Origin of the sequence: Streptomyces sp. NBC_00028 (assembly GCF_045041065.1) — a bacterium.
Taxonomy (GTDB): Bacteria; Actinomycetota; Actinomycetes; order Streptomycetales; family Streptomycetaceae; genus Streptomyces.
In genome coordinates this window covers 254,320-271,929 of record NZ_CP108294.1, presented here as the reverse complement: position 1 = coordinate 271,929, position 17,610 = coordinate 254,320, and the positions used below count along the sequence as shown (strand labels likewise).

Genomic DNA, 17,610 nt, shown 5'->3' with positions numbered 1-17,610 from the left:
CGTTCACTCAGGCGGTGAAGGCGACCCACGTCTCTTCCGTGCGGAAGCCGGCCTGCTCGAAGAGCGGAAGGGCCTCGTCGCTCGAGTGCAGGTAGGCCGTGCGGGCCCCGGCGGCCCGGGCGTCCCGGAGGATCGCTTCGACGATCGCCCGGCCGATCCCGCGCCGCCGGTGCTCGGGCAGGGTGCCGATGTTGGCGAGGCCGACGTGCCGTTCGGTGACGATCGCCAGGCCGGCCGCGACGGGGGTGCCGTCCGCTTCGGCGAGGTAGGCCTTGACGAAGGGTTGGCCGAGGACGTGCGGGGTGTAGAGGCTGCTGATGATCATCGGCGGGGCACCGAACGCCGTGCCGAGGACCGCGGCGAAGGTCTCGTACTCGTCGCCGCTCAGCGGGCGGACGGTCACGGACTCGGGGCCGGAATGCCCCTGCTCCCGGCCGACTTCGGGTCCTCTCGCGCGTCGGTCCGCACGGCCGTCCGCACGTCCGTCCGCACGTCCGTCCTCCAGCGAGAGCAGCATGAACGGCTGCCGCAGCTGCGTGGACAGGCCGCGACGGGCGGCCAGCTCGGTGATCTCCCCACCGGCCTCACCCCGCAGCCGGATGCTCCAGGGCAGCTGCCGGACATGCGGCTCGGCCTTCTCGCACAGCAGCCTGATCTCCTCCGCGTCCGGGACGTCGGACACGCTCATGATGCTGTTCAGCACGGGGATCATGGAGCCGGTGACGGCCAGCAGGGCGCCGTTGGGGCCGCGCTCGTGCAAGCCGTTCGGAAGGATGTCGGCGAGCTGTTCGGTGGCCGTCTGAAAGGCCTCAGCCGCCTCGTGAACCACATGTCTGCTGGTCATACGTGTGAGTATATCCGTGTCGGTTTGTCACCGCACGCGACACACTTACTTGCCGGTAGGTATCGTCAGGACATGCCTCAGCCCGTGGGGCGGCGGAAGGCCCCGTGCCACCAGATCTGGGCGAGTTCGCGAGCGAAGACGGCGTCCCCGGTTCCGTCGTCGACCGCGATGTGATGGGCGATCGCCTGTGCTCCGCCCCAGATGATGATCCGGCTGGCGGAGGGGGCGTCGACGTCGGCCGGAGTCGCCCCGGCGGCCTGCTCCGAGCGCAGGGCCCGCAGCATGGTCTCGTCGAACCCTTCGAGGTTCGCGGTGTAGAAGTCACCCACGGAGGCGTCGTAGGACGCCGCCTCGCGAACGGCGGTGAGCACACCCTGGTGAGCGCGGTGAACGGTGAGCACGTCCTCGAAGAACCGGGCGAGCCGGTCGGCCGCGCCCTCCCCCGTCCCCAGCTCCCACTGCTGGGCGAGTGCCAGCAGTGACTGCCTCAACTCGTCGGTGAGCTGTACCAACAGGTCGGACTTGCTCTGGAAGTGCGAGTAGAACGTGGCCCGGGAAACGCCTGCTTCCTCCAGGATCCGCTGGACGCTGATCTCGGAGAACGGCTCACCGGCATCGAGCAGGTGCTCCAGGGTGCGTATCACCTGGGCCCGCGTCGCGGCGGAACGCGCGGCATGGTGGCCCGCCTGACGCCGGGTCACCGGCCTCATCGGACGTCGCTGTGCGCGATCCCTGCGAGGATGTCGGCCAGCTCACCGGGCATGGAAAGCAGCGGAGTGTGGCCGCTGGGCAGGTGGTACGTGGTGCCCGTTCGCTCGGCGAACGGCTTCTGGTAGTCGGGCGGCAGGCTCTGGTCGTTGTCGCAGAAGACGTAGCTGGAGGGGATGGTGGACCAGGCGGGCCTGGTCACCGTCACCGGCTCGGCGAAGGAGAGTGCGCTCTGCGGCAGAAGCCGCGCCACGACCGCGTCCCGCTCCTCCTCGGACACGTCGTTGTACAGCGTCGTCTCCGGGTCGTCGCGGACCGGGATGATCCCCTCCACCGCGGCGAGGTCCGGAGCCTCGGCACCGAAACACGTCATCAGGCTCTCGCCCACGTCCAGGGCGAAGCCGGAGATGTACACCAGGTGGGAGACGTTGGCCGCTCCGTCGGCGGCCTGGGTGACCGGGGCTCCACCGTAGGAGTGCCCGACGACCACCAGGGGTGCGCCGATGGCGTCGATCTTCTCGCGGACGGCGCGGGCGTCGTCGTACATCCCGGGCAGCCGCCCTTCGGACCCGGCGGGCACGAGGCTGGGCAGGTCGACGGTGTGGCTGACGAAGCCTCGCTCCGTGAGAGCGGTCTGCACCTTGCTCCAGCACCACGACCCGTGCCATGCACCGGGGACGAGGAGGAATTGGGGGGCGGTTGCGCGGTCGTTCATCTCGATCCTCAGTTCACCAAGGGGGAAGCGTGGTCCCACAGCCGGTCGGCGGCCGTGGGGTCGATCGCCCACTTCGCCACGCCGGCCATCGGTTCGGGGCCGCCGTCCACGATCTCGGCCTGCTGGTTGTCCTCGAAGTACTGTCCGGTCACCCCCTCGACCAACGGCGAGGCGGCCAGCAGCACGGTGGTGGCGGCGCCCTGGGCCGGGGTCTTGTAGTAGTCGGGGGTGAGGAGGTTGCCGTCCGCGTCCATGGCCCCCAGGGCCTGCATCGTTGCCCGGTCGATGTGTCGCGTCAGGTTGGTGTGGATCCATCCCGGCGCGCAGGCGTTGGCGGTGATGCCGTCCTCGGCCCAGCGACGGCTGATGCCGACGGCGAGCAGCACGTCGGCGGTCTTCGACTGCGCGTAGGCCAGGAAGGGGTCATAGGGGCGCTGGTCGAACTGGGGGTCGTCGAAGTCGAACCCGGCTCGCAGCTGGGCGCCGGAGCTGAGGACGACGACGCGGGGCCGCTCGGCGGCCTGGAGTGCCGAGTGCAGGCCGGCGGCGAGGGCGAAGTGGCCGAGGTAGTTGGTGGCGAGCTGCATTTCCCAGCCCTGGGCGTTGACCTCCCGCGTGGGGAGCATCATCACGCCCGCGTTGGCGATCAGCGCGTCGACCGGTCCGCTCCAGTCGGCACAGAAGGCGCGCACGGAGGCCAGGTCCGACAGGTCGAGCGCGACTGCCCGCGTGCCGGGCAGTTCTTCGAGCAGCGGCTGGGCGATGGCGGGGTTGCGGGTGGCGATGGTCACCTGCGCGCCCGCACCGGCGAGCGCCCGCACCGTCTCGGCACCGAGGCCGGAGGCTCCGCCGGTGACGATCATCCGGCGCCCGGTCAGATCGAGTCCTTCGATCACTTCGGCAGCCGTGGCGCGCAGCCCGTACGGGGTGGTCGTCAGCTTCATGCGACAACCATACAACGTGTTCATACATGTTAGTCACCCGAGGCGAGCCGCGGGATGAGAAGCACATGTGAACACGGCACCCCATTCGTCCACATGCTGACTGGTAGGGTGCGCGCCGATCCCCCACCCACACATGTCTGGACTCGCGCTTTGGATTCCATGAGCAGGTTGACCAAGGAAACACAAGAGCCGGCTGCCTTCCAGCCCGGTGGCCGGCGTCGGCACAGAAGGGCCGGGGAGAGCGGCCCGGGTGTGCGGCGTGCCGTGCTGCTCGCGCTGGCGGTGCCCATGGCCTCGGCCGCGCTGGCCGCCCCTTCGGCCTTCGCGGTGACCGGCGACAGCGCGAAGGGGACGACGGCCGGGACGACCGACGGGGTCGACTCCGACGACCAGCAGATGGCCGCGAACCTGGACTCCCGGGTGCTCGACCAGCGTCTCGGTTCCGAGGTGAGCGGCGTGGTCCTCGACGCGGACTCCGACGCGACCCTGTGGGACCACAACGGCTCCACCGCCCTGATGCCGGCCTCGAACACCAAGCTCGCCACCTCGACGGCCGCCCTGACCGTCATGGGCCCCGAGCACCGGTTCACGACCAGGGTCGTCTACGGCGACGGCACGCTCACCCTGGTGGGCGGCGGCGACCGCACCCTCAGCAGCGGCGACCTGGCCGAACTGGCGCGGACCGCGGTCGCCGGACTGAAGAAGGCGGGCCTGAGCACGGTGAAGGTCGCGGTGGACGACAGTCTGTTCGCCGCGCCGACCCTCGCCGAAGGCTGGAACGAGGGCTACTACCCGGATTCCGTCGCCCCCGTGCGTGCCCTTGTCGTCGACGGCCGAGGCGTCCAGGACACCTCGATCGACGCCGGGCAGGCGTTCGCCGACCTGCTCGCGAAGGACGGGGTCACGGTCGACGGCGATGTCACACGCCGCACCGCGAGCCACTCCGATGTGCCGGTCGCCCGCCACAGGTCGGCGCCCCTGGCGGACATCGTCAAGCTGATGCTCAAGACGAGCGACAACGACATCGCCGAGACCCTGCTGCGGATGACCGCGGTGCAGGCGGGACACCCCGCCACCTTCGAGGGCGGTACCGAAGTCGTACGTCATGTCCTCAGCCGCCACTACGGCGTGTCCCTCGACCACTTCGAGATCCACGACGGCAGCGGACTGTCCCGCAGCAACCGGATCCCCGCGGCCACCCTCGCGCAGATCCTGGAACTCCTCACCGAGCACCGCTACACCCACACCCTGGGCTCCGTCCTGGACGGCCTGCCGGTCGCCGGTGAGGCGGGCTCCACGCTCGGCCCGGAGTGGGGCCGCTTCGACGACCCCCACTCCCAGTGCGCGGTGGGCAAGGTGCGGGCGAAGACCGGCACCCTGACCGGAGCCGTCGCGCTGAGCGGTCTGACCCGGACCGACGACGGTGAGTGGCGCGTCTTCTCCTTCGTCGAGAACAACTCCACGGCCGCCCCGAACGACATCAAGGACGCGATGGACGGTCTGGCCGCCACGGTGAACGGCTGCTGGGCGTAGCGCCTGACCACAGCATGGGCGGATAAGCTCAGGTCTCAACTGCCCTTCCGACGCGCCGCTTTGAGTCGGCGCCCGCAGGCCGGTATGAGTCACAGGGTCACATGTGACAGGGCCGGGCTGTCCAGGAAGCCGGTCGTACACCCCCCGCACACCGCCACCCATGTCTCGGTTCTGCCGGAAAGGAACCCATGAAGCCTCCTCACGCGCCCCGGTCCGCGGGGGACCTCCCCAAGAGAGTCCCGGGCAGCGGAAAGTCGGTCAGTTCCGGTTCCGGGCCGGTTCAGGACGGCTCCACAGCGTCGGGCCCGGCCGCAACGCGGCAAGGTACCCCCGGACCGCGGCAAGGTTCCGCCGTACCGCGGCTCTCGCAGATCTCCTCGCTGGGCTCGCCGCGGAACTCCGGCCGTCCTCAGGCCGCTGACCGCCGGACCGGTGACCGCCGGACCGGTGACGATCCGGTCGTGGCGCTCGAACCGGCCACCGGACGAAAGGGCAGGCGTGAGGGCCTGCGCGGTGCACTGGGCGTCGTAGGGGTCGTGGGGCTGCTCGCGGTGGCTGCCGTCGCGCTGACCCTGGGCCTGGTGCGCGGCGGCGACGACAACCCGCGCGACGATGCGTCGGTGTCCGTGGACTCCGATGGTCATGGCTCGGACGTCACCGACGCGCTCGGGGACCTGTCCGGTCCCTCGGCGCATGCCTCGGCAACCGCGTCCGGCAAGGAGCCCGACTCGGCGAAGAAGCCCAGCAAGGCCGCCTCGCCCACGAACAGCGGGGCGAGCGAGGCGTCCGCGAAACCGGACGCCGGTTCCCCCGACTCGGCTGAGGACAAGGCCGGTTCGGACTCGACCGCTTCGGCCACGGCGCCCGGGGTGAGCGTGTCCAGCCACGCCTCGGGGCGCTGCATCGATGTCGTCGGCGGCAAGGCCGTACAGGGGGCAGCGCTGATGATCTGGGACTGCAACGGATCCGCCGCGCAGCACTGGACGTTCACGGGCGGGACCATGCGGACCCTCGGCATGTGCGTCCAGCTCGCGGGAGGGTCCACCGATGACGGGACGGACCTCCAACTCGCCTCCTGCGACGGCAGCGCGGTCCAGCAGTTCAACCTGAACGTCCGCAGCGACCTGGTCAATCCGCTCGCCGACAAGTGCACGGACGTACGGGACAACCAGACGGCCAACGGCACCAGGTTGCAGCTGTGGTCCTGCTCCGGCGGCGAGAACCAGAAGTGGTCGTCGTCCTGAGGGACCGGTAGGTCCGGCGGGCCGCGGTGCGGCCCGCCGGAGGGTGGGTCAACCGTTGATGCCGACCAGTGTTCCGGTGCCGTCCGGGTATCCCACGTACGCCGTGGCGGGACCGGAGGTGTTCACCCCGGACCACGTGCCAGTCACCTGGAACGGGACGCCCGGCTTCGTCGCGGGACGCGTCGGAGAGACGCTGAACGTGCCCGTCGTGGGCGTGTCCGGGCCCACCACGTTCGCCTGGAGGGTGAACTTGATGTCGGGCGAGAACGGCGCGCCCAGGGTCCAGCCCGTGATGACGGTGGCCAGGTACTTGCCGGGCTTCAGGCTCGCCATGCTGACGCGTGCCTGGTGTTCGGGCAGGGACCCGTTGAGCTGTCCGCCCGGTCCAGCGCTGCCGTCGGCCTGCATGGGCGCGATCCACAGGAAGACCTTGGCGGCGGGGTCGTCCGTCGTCGCGTAGAACTCACCGGCCTTGCTTCCCTCGGGGACCGTGAAGGCGTACTCCTGGTAGCCGCCGGTCGCCTCCAGGAGTTGCCCAGGCACCGGAACACCCGCGACCGGGGCGTAGGCGGTGAGAGTCAGCTTCTCGGTGCCCGGGGTCACGGAGTAGCTGACGCTGCCGTCGCTTCCGCTGCCGGAGACCTGGCTGGGGGCCAGGACACTCTTCGGGGTCACCGCGATCGGGCTGCGCACCGACACACGTCCGCCGCCGGTCCAGGTCAGCGAGCCCGTGACCGCGACATCGGAGGGGGCGGTGGTCCGGGTCAGCTTGATGCTGACCTTGGCGCGCTGTCCGGGGTGGGTGAAGCGCAGGGTCGAGGGCTTCACCTCGGCCTTGAAGCCGGGCAGTTTCACCGAGGCCCGGTACACACCCGCCTTGGCCGCGGTCAGGGTGCGGGTGAGGGTGCGCGAGCCGAGCAGCTGGTCGACCGAGAGGGACGGGTAGTTGAGGTCGCTGGGTGCGACGGGCGCGACGCCGGTGCCGGTGTCGATGCCCAGCCCCTCCTCGTAGGCGAGCCAGTCGGGGTTGGAGGAGTCGTACACCAGGCCGGGGTTGAGCATCGCGGTGGCGTCGACGACTCCCGAGCCCTGCGCGTACACGTCGGTCTCGGTGCCACCGGACGGGGTCCTGGCGTCCACGGCGGTGGTCATCAGAGCCGACTTGACCGCCATCGGGGACCACGTGGGATGTACGCCGAAGTAGAGGGCCGCAAGGCCCGCGACCTGCGGTGCGGCCATCGACGTACCCGACATGAAGTCGAAGTTGTGCCCCTGGTTGTGGGGCGGGGACACGGCGGCGAGCACGGCCACACCGGGTGCGGCCAGGTCCGGCTTGATCAGCGCGCCCTTGTTGTACTCCGAAGGTCCCTTGGAGGAGAACGCCGCGATCTGCGGGTAGGGCGTCCCCGTGGAGCCTCCCAGGACCAGCGAGACGGTGGCGTCGGGCCCCGCGGCGTAGTCGCGGACGGTGGTGGCGGCCGGAACGTTCAAGTGCACGGTCGGGACCAGGTGGATGTCGCCGTCCGTGTCCAGGTCACTGGTGTTCACCAGGACCATGCCCACGCCCCCGGCCCGCTTCACCTCGGCGGACTTGCTCACCCGGGCGGTGATCCCGCGGTCGCAGACCACGACCTTGCCGGCCGTCTTCACCGGGTCGAGCGAGCCGTCCCGGCACAGATTCGCGTCGCTGACGGATGCCGAGGCGTTCCGTACGGCGGAGGACAACACCAGTGGCTTGGGGCCGAGTTCCGCGGCCAGGGTGACGCTGGCACCGACGAAGGTGCGGCCGTCGCCGAGCCTGACCGTGGCCTCGGGGGTCGCCATGGTGCTCGCCGCGACCGTGGTGACCCAGGGAGAGGTGTTGTCCAGCCAGCCGCGGCCGTAGTTGCCCACCGAGGCGGACACGAACACCCCGGCCTGTGCGGCCACCCGGAACGCCTGCTGGATGGGCGAGTCGAGCGGCGTCTCGATCTGCTGCCCTGCGGAGTAGTTGATGACGTCGACGCCGTCCGCGACGGCCTGGTCGATCGCCGCGACGATGTCCGAGTCGGCGCCGCCCACGTCCTTCCACAGCGCCTTGTACACGGAGATCGCGGCGCCTGGGGCCACACCGGAGATCTTCCCGAAGTCCTTGCCCTCTTCGTTGACCTGAACGTCGGCGTTGCCGGCCGCGGTCGACGCGGTGTGGGTGCCGTGGCCTTCGGCGTCCCGCGGCGAGATGTAGTCCGCCCGCTGCTCAGGGGGTATCTCCGCGAGGTAGGCGTCACCGAAGTACCGCGCGCCGACGAGCTTGGTGTTGCAGGCGGTGGCGGCGAACTCCTCGCCGGTCTGGCAGGTGCCGGTGAAGGTGCTGCCGTCCGCCTTCTTCATCGTGATCGTGTCGCCCTTGCGGTACGGGCGGTACGGGTCCTTGGGGGTGGGCTTCGCACTTCCCAGGGCGGGGGCGGCGAACGACTTGCTCTCGGGCCAGATGCCGGTGTCGATGACACCGACCACCACGCCCTTGCCGGACTTCGCGGTGCCGCCGAGTGACGACCACACGCCGTGCGGTCCGGACAGGCCCATGAGGTCGGTGGACCGGGAGTCGTCGGTGACCTTGTTCCAGGCGTCCGGGCTGACCTTGAGGACTCCTGGCTGCCCGCTGAGACGGGCGGCCTGAACCGCCGTCAGGTTCGCGGTGAATCCGTTGGTCACCACCGAGTAGTGGCGGCGGACCTTGGCCCCGACCGAGGCGGCGATCCTGTTGTGCCGCTTCTGGAGGAAGTCCCGGTAGCGGTGCGCCGCGGTGCTGGAGGCGTCGAGCTTGCGGCCCGCCGTCGGGGCGGTGGCGGCGAGGCCGTCCACCCCGCCCTTGTAGAGGGCGACCGGCTCGTCGGCGAGGGTCACGATGTAGCGGCCGGACGTCGGATGTCCGGCTGTGGGGACGGGTGTCAGCGGGTCGGGGGCGGCCTGGGCCGGAGCGCCGGGAGAGAGGGCGGTCAGAGAGACGGCGAGTACCGCCGCGCTCCAGGCAAGGGACCTTCTTCGTCGGGTGGAACTCACACGTTGCTCCATGGGAGAAGTACGTCGGACGGGGGACACGGCGGCCGTGTGCGAGTGCCTGGCGGGGCAAGTGAACGCTGTACGTCGGACAGGTGTCCAGATAGCCTGTTGGCGGGTTTGGACGGCTGACCAACGACGCCACGGATGGCACACACCTGTCCGATGGAGGTGCGCATACGTGCTTGCTGCTCTGGGTATAGGCGAGGCCGATGAGCGGCTGTACCGGTGCATCGTCGACCGCGGCCGGACCGACGTCGCGGACATCGCCTCGTCCCTGGGCATGCGGGAAGCGGACATCCTGCGCTCTGCCGCCCGGCTACGGAAGCTGGGGCTCCTGCACGACGTCAGCCAGGGCCACTTCCAGGCGACGAACCCCGAGGCAGCGCTGCTTCCTCTGGTGGCCAGGCGGCAGGTGGAGGTGGCCGACGCACTGGCCGCGGCCCGCGGTGAGATCGACCGGATCGCCGAGCGCTACCGGGAGGGAAGGCTGCGTTCGGATCCGCGCAACCTGGTGGAGGTGCTGTCGGACCGTGAGCTGATCCTGGAGCGGGTCGCGGAGCTGAGCCATACGGCGACCACCCATGTGTGGGTTCTGGACCGGCCCCCCTATGTGGGCCGCCCGGACGGCGAACTCCACAGCAACGGCGAGGAGTTCGAGATCACGAGCGCCTGGTTGCGACAGGGCGTCGATGTCCGCTCCATCTACTGCCCGCAGTCCATGGAGCGTCCCGGCCGGTTCGCGACCCTGCTGAGACTGGCCGAGCTGGGCGAGCAGTCCAGGATGCTGCCGTACCTGCCGTTCAAGCTGCACATCATCGACAAGCGGGTCGCCCTCGTCCCGCTGTCCGGCCCGGTCTATGACGACCTGGTCGTCATCCATCCGTCCGGCATGCTCGACGCGCTGACGGAGCTGTACGAGGCCTACTGGGCCCGTGCCGAACCGATCACCGGCACGGTTCCGGCCGAGGACGACACGTTCGGCCCGGACGACGTCGCTCTCCTCGGCATGCTCAAAGCCGGGCTCAAGGACCAGGCCATCGCCCGCCAGTTGGGATGCAGCACCCGGACCGCCACCCGTCGGGTCGCCGCCGTGCTGACCAAGCTGGGGGCCGACACCCGGTTCCAGGCGGGCATCAAGGCCGCCGCACGCGGACTGATCTGAGTCCGCCGGGGACCGGACAGGGAACCCAGATCAGTCCAATGACTTACATATCCGTGTTTTGGAGCTGTCCCAGATGTGTCGATCGGCAGCAAATCGACGGAGGTCCGATGCCGGTCCGGTCAGGAGAGTGAGAGAGGACTCCTCGGCCTTCACCTCGGTGAGGCAAGAAACAGGAAGGCACTCTCATGGCTACGACATGGTTGATCACCGGCGCGTCCCGAGGTTTCGGGCGGGCCCTGGCGGAAGCGGTGCTGGCAGCCGGTGACCAACTGGTCGCCACCGCTCGTCGTCCCGAACAGCTGGCGGAACTGGTCACCCGGTACGGCGACCGGGTGCGGGCCGTCGCCCTGGACGTCACCGACCCTGCCGCCGCCCAGGCCGCGGTACAGGCGGGGGTCGATGCCTTCGGCCGACTGGACGTGGTGGTGAACAACGCCGGCTACGCCAACAGCGCGCCCGTCGAGGAGATGGCGGAGGACGACTTCCGCGGCCAGTTCGAGGCCAACTTCTTCGGGGTCGTCAATGTCACCAGGGCGGCCCTACCGGTGCTGCGCGGCCAGCGCTCGGGCATGTTCGTGCAGTTCTCCTCGCTCGGCGGCCGTGTGGGTGGTACGCCCGGCATGGGCGCTTACCAGAGCGCGAAGTTCGCCGTGGAGGGCTTCTCGGAGGTCCTGGCCAACGAGGTCGCGCCCTTCGGACTGAAGGTGGTCATCGTCGAGCCGGGTGCCTTCCGCACGGACTGGCAGGGTGCGTCGATGGAGCTGCACGCGGTCGGTCCCGACTACGAGGAGACCGTCGGCGCCATGAACAAGTACCGGGCGGAGAACAACGGCAACCAGCCCGGCGACCCGGTCCGCGCGGCCCAGGTCCTCATCGACGTCGTACGCGACGACGATCCGCCGCGCCGGATCCTGCTCGGTGCCCAGGCCGTGACCATGGCGCTGGAGGCCGGCGAGGCCCGCGCCGCGGAGACCCGCAAGTGGGCCGCGGCCAGCGCCGCCGCGGACTTCCCGGCCGGCGAGTAGCCACCGCCCGCCGGGTCGCACTCCTCCGCCGCCCGGCACATCGCTCACACATGTCTTTCTCTACGACACATCCCTTTCACCCCTTCACAAGGAGATCGCTCCATGTCTCGTAAGACCTGGCTCATCACCGGTGCCTCCAGTGGCCTGGGCAAGGCCCTGGCCGAACACGTTCTCGCCCACGGCGACCAGGTGGTGGCGACGGCCAGCTCCACTAAGGCCACCACCGAGCTCGCGGCGCACTACCCGAAGACCGCGCTCGCGGTGAAGCTCGACGTCACCGACGCCGAGGACCGGGTGGCGGCCGTGCGTGCCACCGAGGAACGCTTCGGTGGTATCGACGTCCTCGTCAACAACGCCGCCATCGATTTCATCGGCGCCCTGGAGGAGCAGGAGGAGAGCGATTACCGCCGCCTGTTCGAGGTCAACTTCTTCGGTGCGGTCGAACTGACCCGGCAGGTGCTGCCCGGGATGCGTGCCCGTCGCAGCGGCACCATCGTCAACGTCTCTTCCATGGACGGCCTGGCCAGCCTGCCCGCCAACGGCTACTACTCCTCCAGCAAGTTCGCGCTGGAGGGCTTCACCGAGGCACTGTGGCAGGAGATCGAGCCGATCGGCCTGCGCGCCATGATCATCCAGCCCGGTTCCTTCCGTACCGGCATCGAGAACCGGACGAAGGTGTCCGGCGACGCCATCGACGACTACGCCGCCACGGCCGGTGCCTTCCGCGCCATGATGGGCAGCCTGACGCCGGAGATGTTCCCCGGGGACCCGGAGCGGGCCGCCGAGGCGATCTTCCAGGCCGTGAGTGCGCCGGAGCCGGCTCACTGGGTCGTGCTGGGCAGCGACGCCCAGCGCCGGATCGGGGCCAAGCTGGAGCAGCTGCGCGCCGAGTTCGAGGCGGGCCGCGAGCTGGCCTTCAGCACGGACTTCCCAGGCGCCGCCGAGAACGCGGTGCTCTGACTCTCACGACGGGCACGCGGCCTCCGAAGACCGGCAGCCGGTGGAAGGAAACCTTCCCCGCTGGTCCCGGTCCCTGGAGGCCGCGTGCCCGTTTCCCTTAGACGGTGTGCACTTGGCTCCGCGGCTTCGCGGCTTCGGCGTGTTCGTGCGTGTTCGATGCGCGTGTCCGAAATCGCCGTGCCGGCCCCCGGACACGACGCCGGCGGCAGGCGGTCGGAGGCCACCTGCCGCCGTGGGCGGATCGTGCTGTGCGGAGGGTGTCGTACGAGGTCAGACGGTGATGGTCTGGTACTCGGTGTAGGTGCCGAGGCCGACGGCGCCGTACTCGCGGCCGATGCCGCTGGCCTTGAAGCCGCCGAACGGACCGTCGAAGGCGACGGAGGCGCCGTTGATCGTGACGGTGCCGGTACGGACGCGGCGGGCGACGGCGAGAGCGTGCTCCTCGTCGGTGGACCAGACGCCGCCGGAGAGGCCGTACTCGGAGTCGTTGGCGATGCGGACGGCGTCGTCCTCGCCGTCGTAGGCGATGACCACCAGGACCGGGCCGAAGACCTCCTCCTGCGCGATGCGCATGGAGTTGTCGACGTCGGCGAAGACGGTGGGCGTGACGTAGTTGCCCTTCTCCAGGCCCTCGGGGATCTGCGGGCCGCCGGTGACCAGGCGGGCGCCCTCCTCGATGCCGAGCTGGATGTAGTTGCGTACGCGTTCCTGCTGGTCGGGGCGGATCATCGGGCCGATGAAGGTGTCGGGGTCGTTCGGGTCGCCGACCTTCAGCGACTCCACCAGCTCCTTGAGCGCTGCCACGACCTCCTCGTACTTCTCGCGCGGGGCGAGAATGCGGGTCTGGGCGATGCAGGACTCGCCGTTGTTGAGCAGGGAACCGAACTTCAGGCCCGCGACCGCCTTCGCGACGTCCGCGTCGGGAAGGATGATCGCGGCGGACTTGCCGCCCAGCTCCAGGCTGACCCGCTTGAGCTGCTCGCCCGCGATGGCTGCGATCCGCCGGCCCGCTCGCGTGGAACCGGTGAAGGCGATCTTGTCGACGTCGTTGTGCGAGATCAGGTACTCGCTGGTCTCCCGGTCGGCGGGCAGGACGCTGATGACACCCTCGGGCAGGCCCACCTGCTCCAGCAGCTCGGCCAGGAAGCCCATGCTCAGGGAGTTCTCCGGGGACACCTTGAGGACCACGGAGTTACCCGCCAGCAGGGCCGGAATGATCTTTGAAGTGGCTGAGGAGAACGGGGAGTTCCACGGGATCACCGCGGCCACCACGCCGACCGCCTCACGTCGGACCACGCTGCGGGTCGGTGCCGTCGGGTCGGAGGGGACGAGGGTCTCCTCCCAGCCGAACTCCTCGGCCGCCTTGAGGTAGGCGTTCGCCTGCCGGGTCAGTCCGGGCTGTCCGGCACGGGTGAACCAACCGGCCGAACCGTTCTCCAGCGAGATCAGATGGGCGATCTTCTCGGCGTTCTCCTCGCGCAGGGCGTTGAACCGGCGCAGGACCGCGATCCGCTCGACGGGCGGGGTCAGCCGCCACTCGCCGGAGTCGAAGGAGGCCCGGGCCGCAGCGACCGCGCGGTCGATGTCCGCGGGCTGTGCCTGGGCGACGCGGCCGACCACCGCCTGGTCGTGCGGCGAGGCGATGTCGAGCAACTGCGCGTCGCTCGGCTCGACCCAGGAACCTCCGATGAAAAGCCGGCCGTAAGTGATCATGTGCTTTCTCTCTTCCGGTGCTCAGGTGCAGTTCTTTTGGACTGTCATCCAACTGCCACTTCAATGTAGCACTTCTATCTTCTAGATGCACGTGCAGGTAGCTTTACAGGTCTTCAAGTTGCACATGCGAGGTACTCTTGACCTATGAGAGCCGACGCAGCACGCAACCTGGAAGCCGTCCTGACCACCGGCGCGCGGATGCTCGCCGCCGATCCCGGCGCGAGCATCGCGAGCATCGCCGCGGAGGCGGGCGTGGACCGGCGCACCGTCTACCGGCGCTTCGCCTGCCGCGAGGACCTGCTCGCGGCGATCTACGAGTCCCGGGTCACGGCCATCGAGAAGGCCATCAGGGAGGCTCGGCTGCGTGAGGCACCGGTCGCCGTGGCGCTGCACCGCTACGTCGAGAGCATCATCGCCGTGAACCGCACCTGGCCCGTCGACCTCGCCCGCATGCTCGCCGACGACGAGATCCGCCGTCGCCGGGACGCCTGTATCGCGGAGGTGGACCTCTTTCTGGAGCGAGCCACCGCCGCAGGACTGCTGCGCCGGGACCAACCGGAGCGCTGGGCAGGGCCGCTGCTCCCCGAGCTGGTGCATCTGGCGGCGCACCAGCAGACACACCTCAGCCCCGCGCAGGCGGCCGACGTGGTGGTCGACATGTTTCTTTACGGGGTCGGCGTCCCCCGCCAACGGACTCAGGAACCGGTGGAAGAGAACATCTCCGGACCATGACATGTATGCATGACTCCCTTCGGCGCGAAAGAATTCCCACGCACACCTACGCTCAGGGATGTACACACGTAGGTCGTCCTGTGGTGAAGGGGAGTGGGGCGCCGTGGAGTCGCTCATGACGATGGTCGGCCGGGACGGCGAGCGAGGGCGGCTGGCTGCGTTCGTGACGGCCACCGACGGTCAGACCCTGGTCCTCAGGGGAGAGACCGGGACGGGCAAGAGTGCGTTGCTCGACCATGCCGCCGAGTTGTCGACGCGGGCCGGCCACGAGGTGATCCGGTCCGCCGGGGTGGAGGCGGAGTCGGGGTTGCCGTTCGCCGGCCTGCACCAGCTGCTGCACACCCTGCTGCCGTGGACGGATCGGCTGGACGCGGTGCACCGCACCGTGTTCGGCACTGCCTTCGGGCAGGGGGGCGGGCGCCCGCCGTCGGTCATGGCGCTGGGCATCGCTGTCCTGGACCTGTTGGAGCAGGCGTCGGCGGCGAGGCCGCTGCTGCTGGTGCTCGACGACGGGCAGTGGCTGGACGCCGCCAGCACCGAGGTGATCGGTTTCGTAGGGCGTCGCCTCACCGGCAGTTCGGTGCGGCTGGCCGTCGGGCTGCGCTGCGAGATCGCGTCCGGCTGGGACACGGCCGCGCTTCCGGAGCTGCCCGTCCCGGCCCTGTCCGACGCCGCCGCGCGGGAGCTGCTGGATCTGCGGCACCCGGAGCTGACCGCGCCGGTGCGTCGGCTGGTGCTGGACCAGTCGCAGGGAAATCCGCTGGCCCTGCTCGAACTGCCCGCCCACCTTCACCGGATCGGCCACGCGACCACCGATGAGCAGGTAAGCACCGAACTCGGGTCGCACGCTGCCTCGCTGCCGGTTCCGGTGCCCGTGCCGCGGCGCCTGCACCACGTCTACGGCGCCCGGATCAGGACGCTCGGTGACCGGGTCCGCGGGGAGCTGCTGCGGGGCGCACTCGACGGTGTCGCGGCGATGTCCGGGGCAGCCGGGCTCGCCTCTGGCGTGGGCCGCCGCTATCGCATGCGGGACGCCGAGGAGGCGGTGACGGCCGGGCTGCTGGGGGTCGATCCGCTGAGCGGTGACTTCGTCTTCCGGCATCCGCTGGTGCGGTCGTCGGTGGTGCGGACGGCGACTCCCAACGAGCGGCGTGCGGCGCATGCCGTACTCGCGGACGTGCACCGCGACGACGTCGAACGCCGGGCCACACACCTGGCGGCGTCGACCGTCGACCCGGACGAGGAGGTCGCAACCGCACTGGAGGCGGCCGCCGAGTCGGCGACCCGGCGTGGTGGCGCGGTCGCCGCCGTGGCCTGGCTGACCCGCGCCGCCGAACTGAGCGAGAGCCGTGCGAAGCGGTCCAGCCGGCTGGGGGACGCGGCCTTCGTCGCCGGGCAGGCGGGCCACTTCGATCAGGCGCAGCGGCTGTTGCGTTCCGCCCAGGCGCCCGGCGCCGCCGAGTCTCCCGCTTCCGTGGTGACCTCGGCCTATGTGGCGCTCTTCGAGGACGGCGACGTACGGCACACGCACCGTCAGGTGTCGGCGGCGATCGAGACTCTGCGCGACCGTGGGATCCGGGAGCCGGACGAGGTGCTCACGCGGCTGATCGATCTGCTGCTGGCCATCAGCCAGTACGCCGGCTCCCCCGCGCGCTGGGCGGAGACGCGCGCGCTGCTCGAAACGCTGGGGGAACTGGCCCCGTCACGCTCGCTGGTCTACCAGGACGCGTGGGGGGACGTGGTGCGGCACGGGGCCGGGGTGCGGGAGCGGGTGGAGCGTGAGTTCGCCGGCCTCGCGGACCTGGAGCCGTGGGATGTGACGCGGCTGGCTGTCGCCGCCTATCACGTGGACACGCTCAGCCGGTACCGGCCGCAGCTGCAGCGCAGCGCGGACCGCGAGGCCGAGACGGGATTCGTCCGCATCGGGATGACCACCCAGCATCTGATCATGCTGGACCAGATCGCGGTGGGTGAGTGGGACGAGGCGGAGCGGACCGGACAGCGGTGCCTGGAGCTGACCCTGTCGCACGGGTATCACCTGCTCGCCCATCACACCCGCGCGTATCTGGGGTTGTTGGCGGCGTTGCGGGGCCAGGTCGAACACGCCCGCGAGTTGCAGGCCACCGTCGACGCCTGGGCCCGACCCCGCGGCGTCGGCTTCCTCACCCAGATCACCGACACCATCGGCACCACCGCAGCCCTCGCCGAAGGCGACTACGAAGCCGCCTACCTCCACGCCATCGGCATCACACCCCCCGGCACCTTCCACCCCTACGCCCACCAAGCCCCCCGCACCCTCCTCGACCTCGTCGAAGCAGCCCTCCACACCGGACGCACCCAACAAGCCCACCAACACGCCCAAGCCGCCCACCACGCAGGCCTCCCCCACATCAGCCCCCGCCTCGCCCTCACCACCTACGGCGCCCTCGCCATGACCACCCCCGACCCCACCCAAGCCGACCACTACTACCACCAAGCCCAAACCCACCCCCACGCCCACCACTTCCCCTACGAACTCGCCCGCATCCACCTCGCCCACGGCATCCGCCAACGCCACACCCACGGCCCCAAAACCGCCCGGCCCTATCTGACGCTCGCCGCTGAGGCGTTCGAGCGGCTGGGTGCGAAGACCTGGGGCGAGCGGGCCCGGGCCGAGCTACGGGTGGCGGGGATGGCCACGCGTGGCCCGTCGGTGCCGTCGGCCGAACTCACCTGGCAGGAGCGCCGGATCGCCGATCTCGCCGCGAGCGGCCTGACCAACAAGGAGATCGGCGAACGCATGCGTCTGTCGCCGCGGACGGTCAGCTCACACCTGTACCGGGTCTTCCCCAAGCTCGGCATCACCTCCCGCGCCGCCCTGCGCGACGCGCTGGCCAGGCTGGAGGGTGAGCAGGACGGCTGAGTGCGGATGGCTTAAGGCGGTGTACGCACCAGACCATGGCGTACGTATCACCGTCACATGACTGATGTGTCCGATTTCGCTGCGGA

At 70.0% G+C, this 17,610-nt stretch carries 13 protein-coding genes; 7 read left to right on the top strand and 6 right to left on the bottom strand.

Going from position 1 to position 17,610, the window contains the following annotated elements; genetic code table 11:
- Nucleotides 1–7: 7 nt before the first annotated feature.
- From OG885_RS45290 to OG885_RS45275, 4 genes are all read right to left on the bottom strand, one after another.
- Nucleotides 8–844 (bottom strand): GNAT family N-acetyltransferase, encoded by an 837-nt coding sequence (locus tag OG885_RS45290; protein WP_331729358.1) that lies wholly within the window; start codon nt 842–844, stop codon nt 8–10.
- Between the two features lie 77 nt (nt 845–921).
- Complete coding sequence (locus OG885_RS45285; protein WP_331729355.1) at nt 922–1,554, bottom strand: TetR/AcrR family transcriptional regulator; 633 nt, start codon at nt 1,552–1,554, stop codon at nt 922–924.
- Nucleotides 1,551–2,192 (bottom strand): alpha/beta hydrolase, encoded by a 642-nt coding sequence (locus tag OG885_RS45280; RefSeq protein WP_405743330.1) that lies wholly within the window; start codon nt 2,190–2,192, stop codon nt 1,551–1,553. The genes OG885_RS45285 and OG885_RS45280 overlap by 4 nt, the downstream gene beginning before the upstream one ends.
- A gap of 83 nt (nt 2,193–2,275) precedes the next feature.
- Complete coding sequence (locus tag OG885_RS45275; protein ID WP_331729349.1) at nt 2,276–3,211, bottom strand: SDR family NAD(P)-dependent oxidoreductase; 936 nt, start codon at nt 3,209–3,211, stop codon at nt 2,276–2,278.
- A gap of 159 nt (nt 3,212–3,370) precedes the next feature.
- On the opposite strand from OG885_RS45275, the gene dacB reads away from it, so the two are divergent.
- Both dacB and OG885_RS45265 read left to right on the top strand, forming a co-directional pair.
- A complete protein-coding gene (gene dacB, locus OG885_RS45270; RefSeq protein ID WP_331729345.1) occupies nt 3,371–4,744 on the top strand; it encodes a D-alanyl-D-alanine carboxypeptidase/D-alanyl-D-alanine-endopeptidase in 1,374 nt (457 codons plus the stop codon).
- Nucleotides 4,745–5,205: 461 nt separating this feature from the next.
- On the top strand, nt 5,206–5,988 hold the full coding sequence (locus OG885_RS45265) for an RICIN domain-containing protein (protein ID WP_331729342.1): 783 nt from the start codon (nt 5,206–5,208) through the stop codon (nt 5,986–5,988).
- A gap of 48 nt (nt 5,989–6,036) precedes the next feature.
- Here the strand turns inward: OG885_RS45265 and OG885_RS45260 are convergent, their stop codons facing one another.
- A complete protein-coding gene (locus OG885_RS45260) occupies nt 6,037–9,030 on the bottom strand; it encodes a S8 family serine peptidase (protein ID WP_405743327.1) in 2,994 nt (997 codons plus the stop codon).
- Between the two features lie 178 nt (nt 9,031–9,208).
- Here OG885_RS45260 and OG885_RS45255 point away from each other — a divergent pair, with 178 nt between their 5' ends.
- The 3 genes from OG885_RS45255 (at nt 9,209) to OG885_RS45245 (ending at nt 12,177) form a co-directional block, all read left to right on the top strand.
- Nucleotides 9,209–10,192, top strand: coding sequence for a LuxR C-terminal-related transcriptional regulator (locus tag OG885_RS45255; RefSeq protein WP_331729336.1), 984 nt, complete (start codon nt 9,209–9,211; stop codon nt 10,190–10,192).
- Nucleotides 10,193–10,377: 185 nt separating this feature from the next.
- A complete protein-coding gene (locus OG885_RS45250) occupies nt 10,378–11,217 on the top strand; it encodes an oxidoreductase (RefSeq protein ID WP_331729333.1) in 840 nt (279 codons plus the stop codon).
- Between the two features lie 102 nt (nt 11,218–11,319).
- Nucleotides 11,320–12,177 (top strand): oxidoreductase, encoded by an 858-nt coding sequence (locus tag OG885_RS45245; RefSeq protein ID WP_331729330.1) that lies wholly within the window; start codon nt 11,320–11,322, stop codon nt 12,175–12,177.
- Between the two features lie 270 nt (nt 12,178–12,447).
- On the opposite strand, the gene OG885_RS45240 is transcribed toward OG885_RS45245, so the two are convergent.
- Nucleotides 12,448–13,890: an aldehyde dehydrogenase gene (locus OG885_RS45240; protein ID WP_331729327.1), complete on the bottom strand. Its 1,443-nt coding sequence runs from the start codon at nt 13,888–13,890 to the stop codon at nt 12,448–12,450.
- 198 nt (nt 13,891–14,088) lie between these two features.
- Between OG885_RS45240 and OG885_RS45235 the strand changes: the two genes are divergently transcribed.
- Together OG885_RS45235 and OG885_RS45230 are read left to right on the top strand one after the other, a co-directional pair.
- On the top strand, nt 14,089–14,622 hold the full coding sequence (locus OG885_RS45235; RefSeq protein ID WP_331729534.1) for a TetR family transcriptional regulator: 534 nt from the start codon (nt 14,089–14,091) through the stop codon (nt 14,620–14,622).
- A 121-nt stretch (nt 14,623–14,743) separates the two neighbouring features.
- Nucleotides 14,744–17,524 carry an AAA family ATPase gene (locus OG885_RS45230; RefSeq protein WP_331729532.1) on the top strand — a complete coding sequence of 927 codons (2,781 nt, stop codon included), beginning with the start codon at nt 14,744–14,746 and terminating at the stop codon, nt 17,522–17,524.
- The last annotated feature ends 86 nt before the right edge of the window (nt 17,525–17,610 follow it).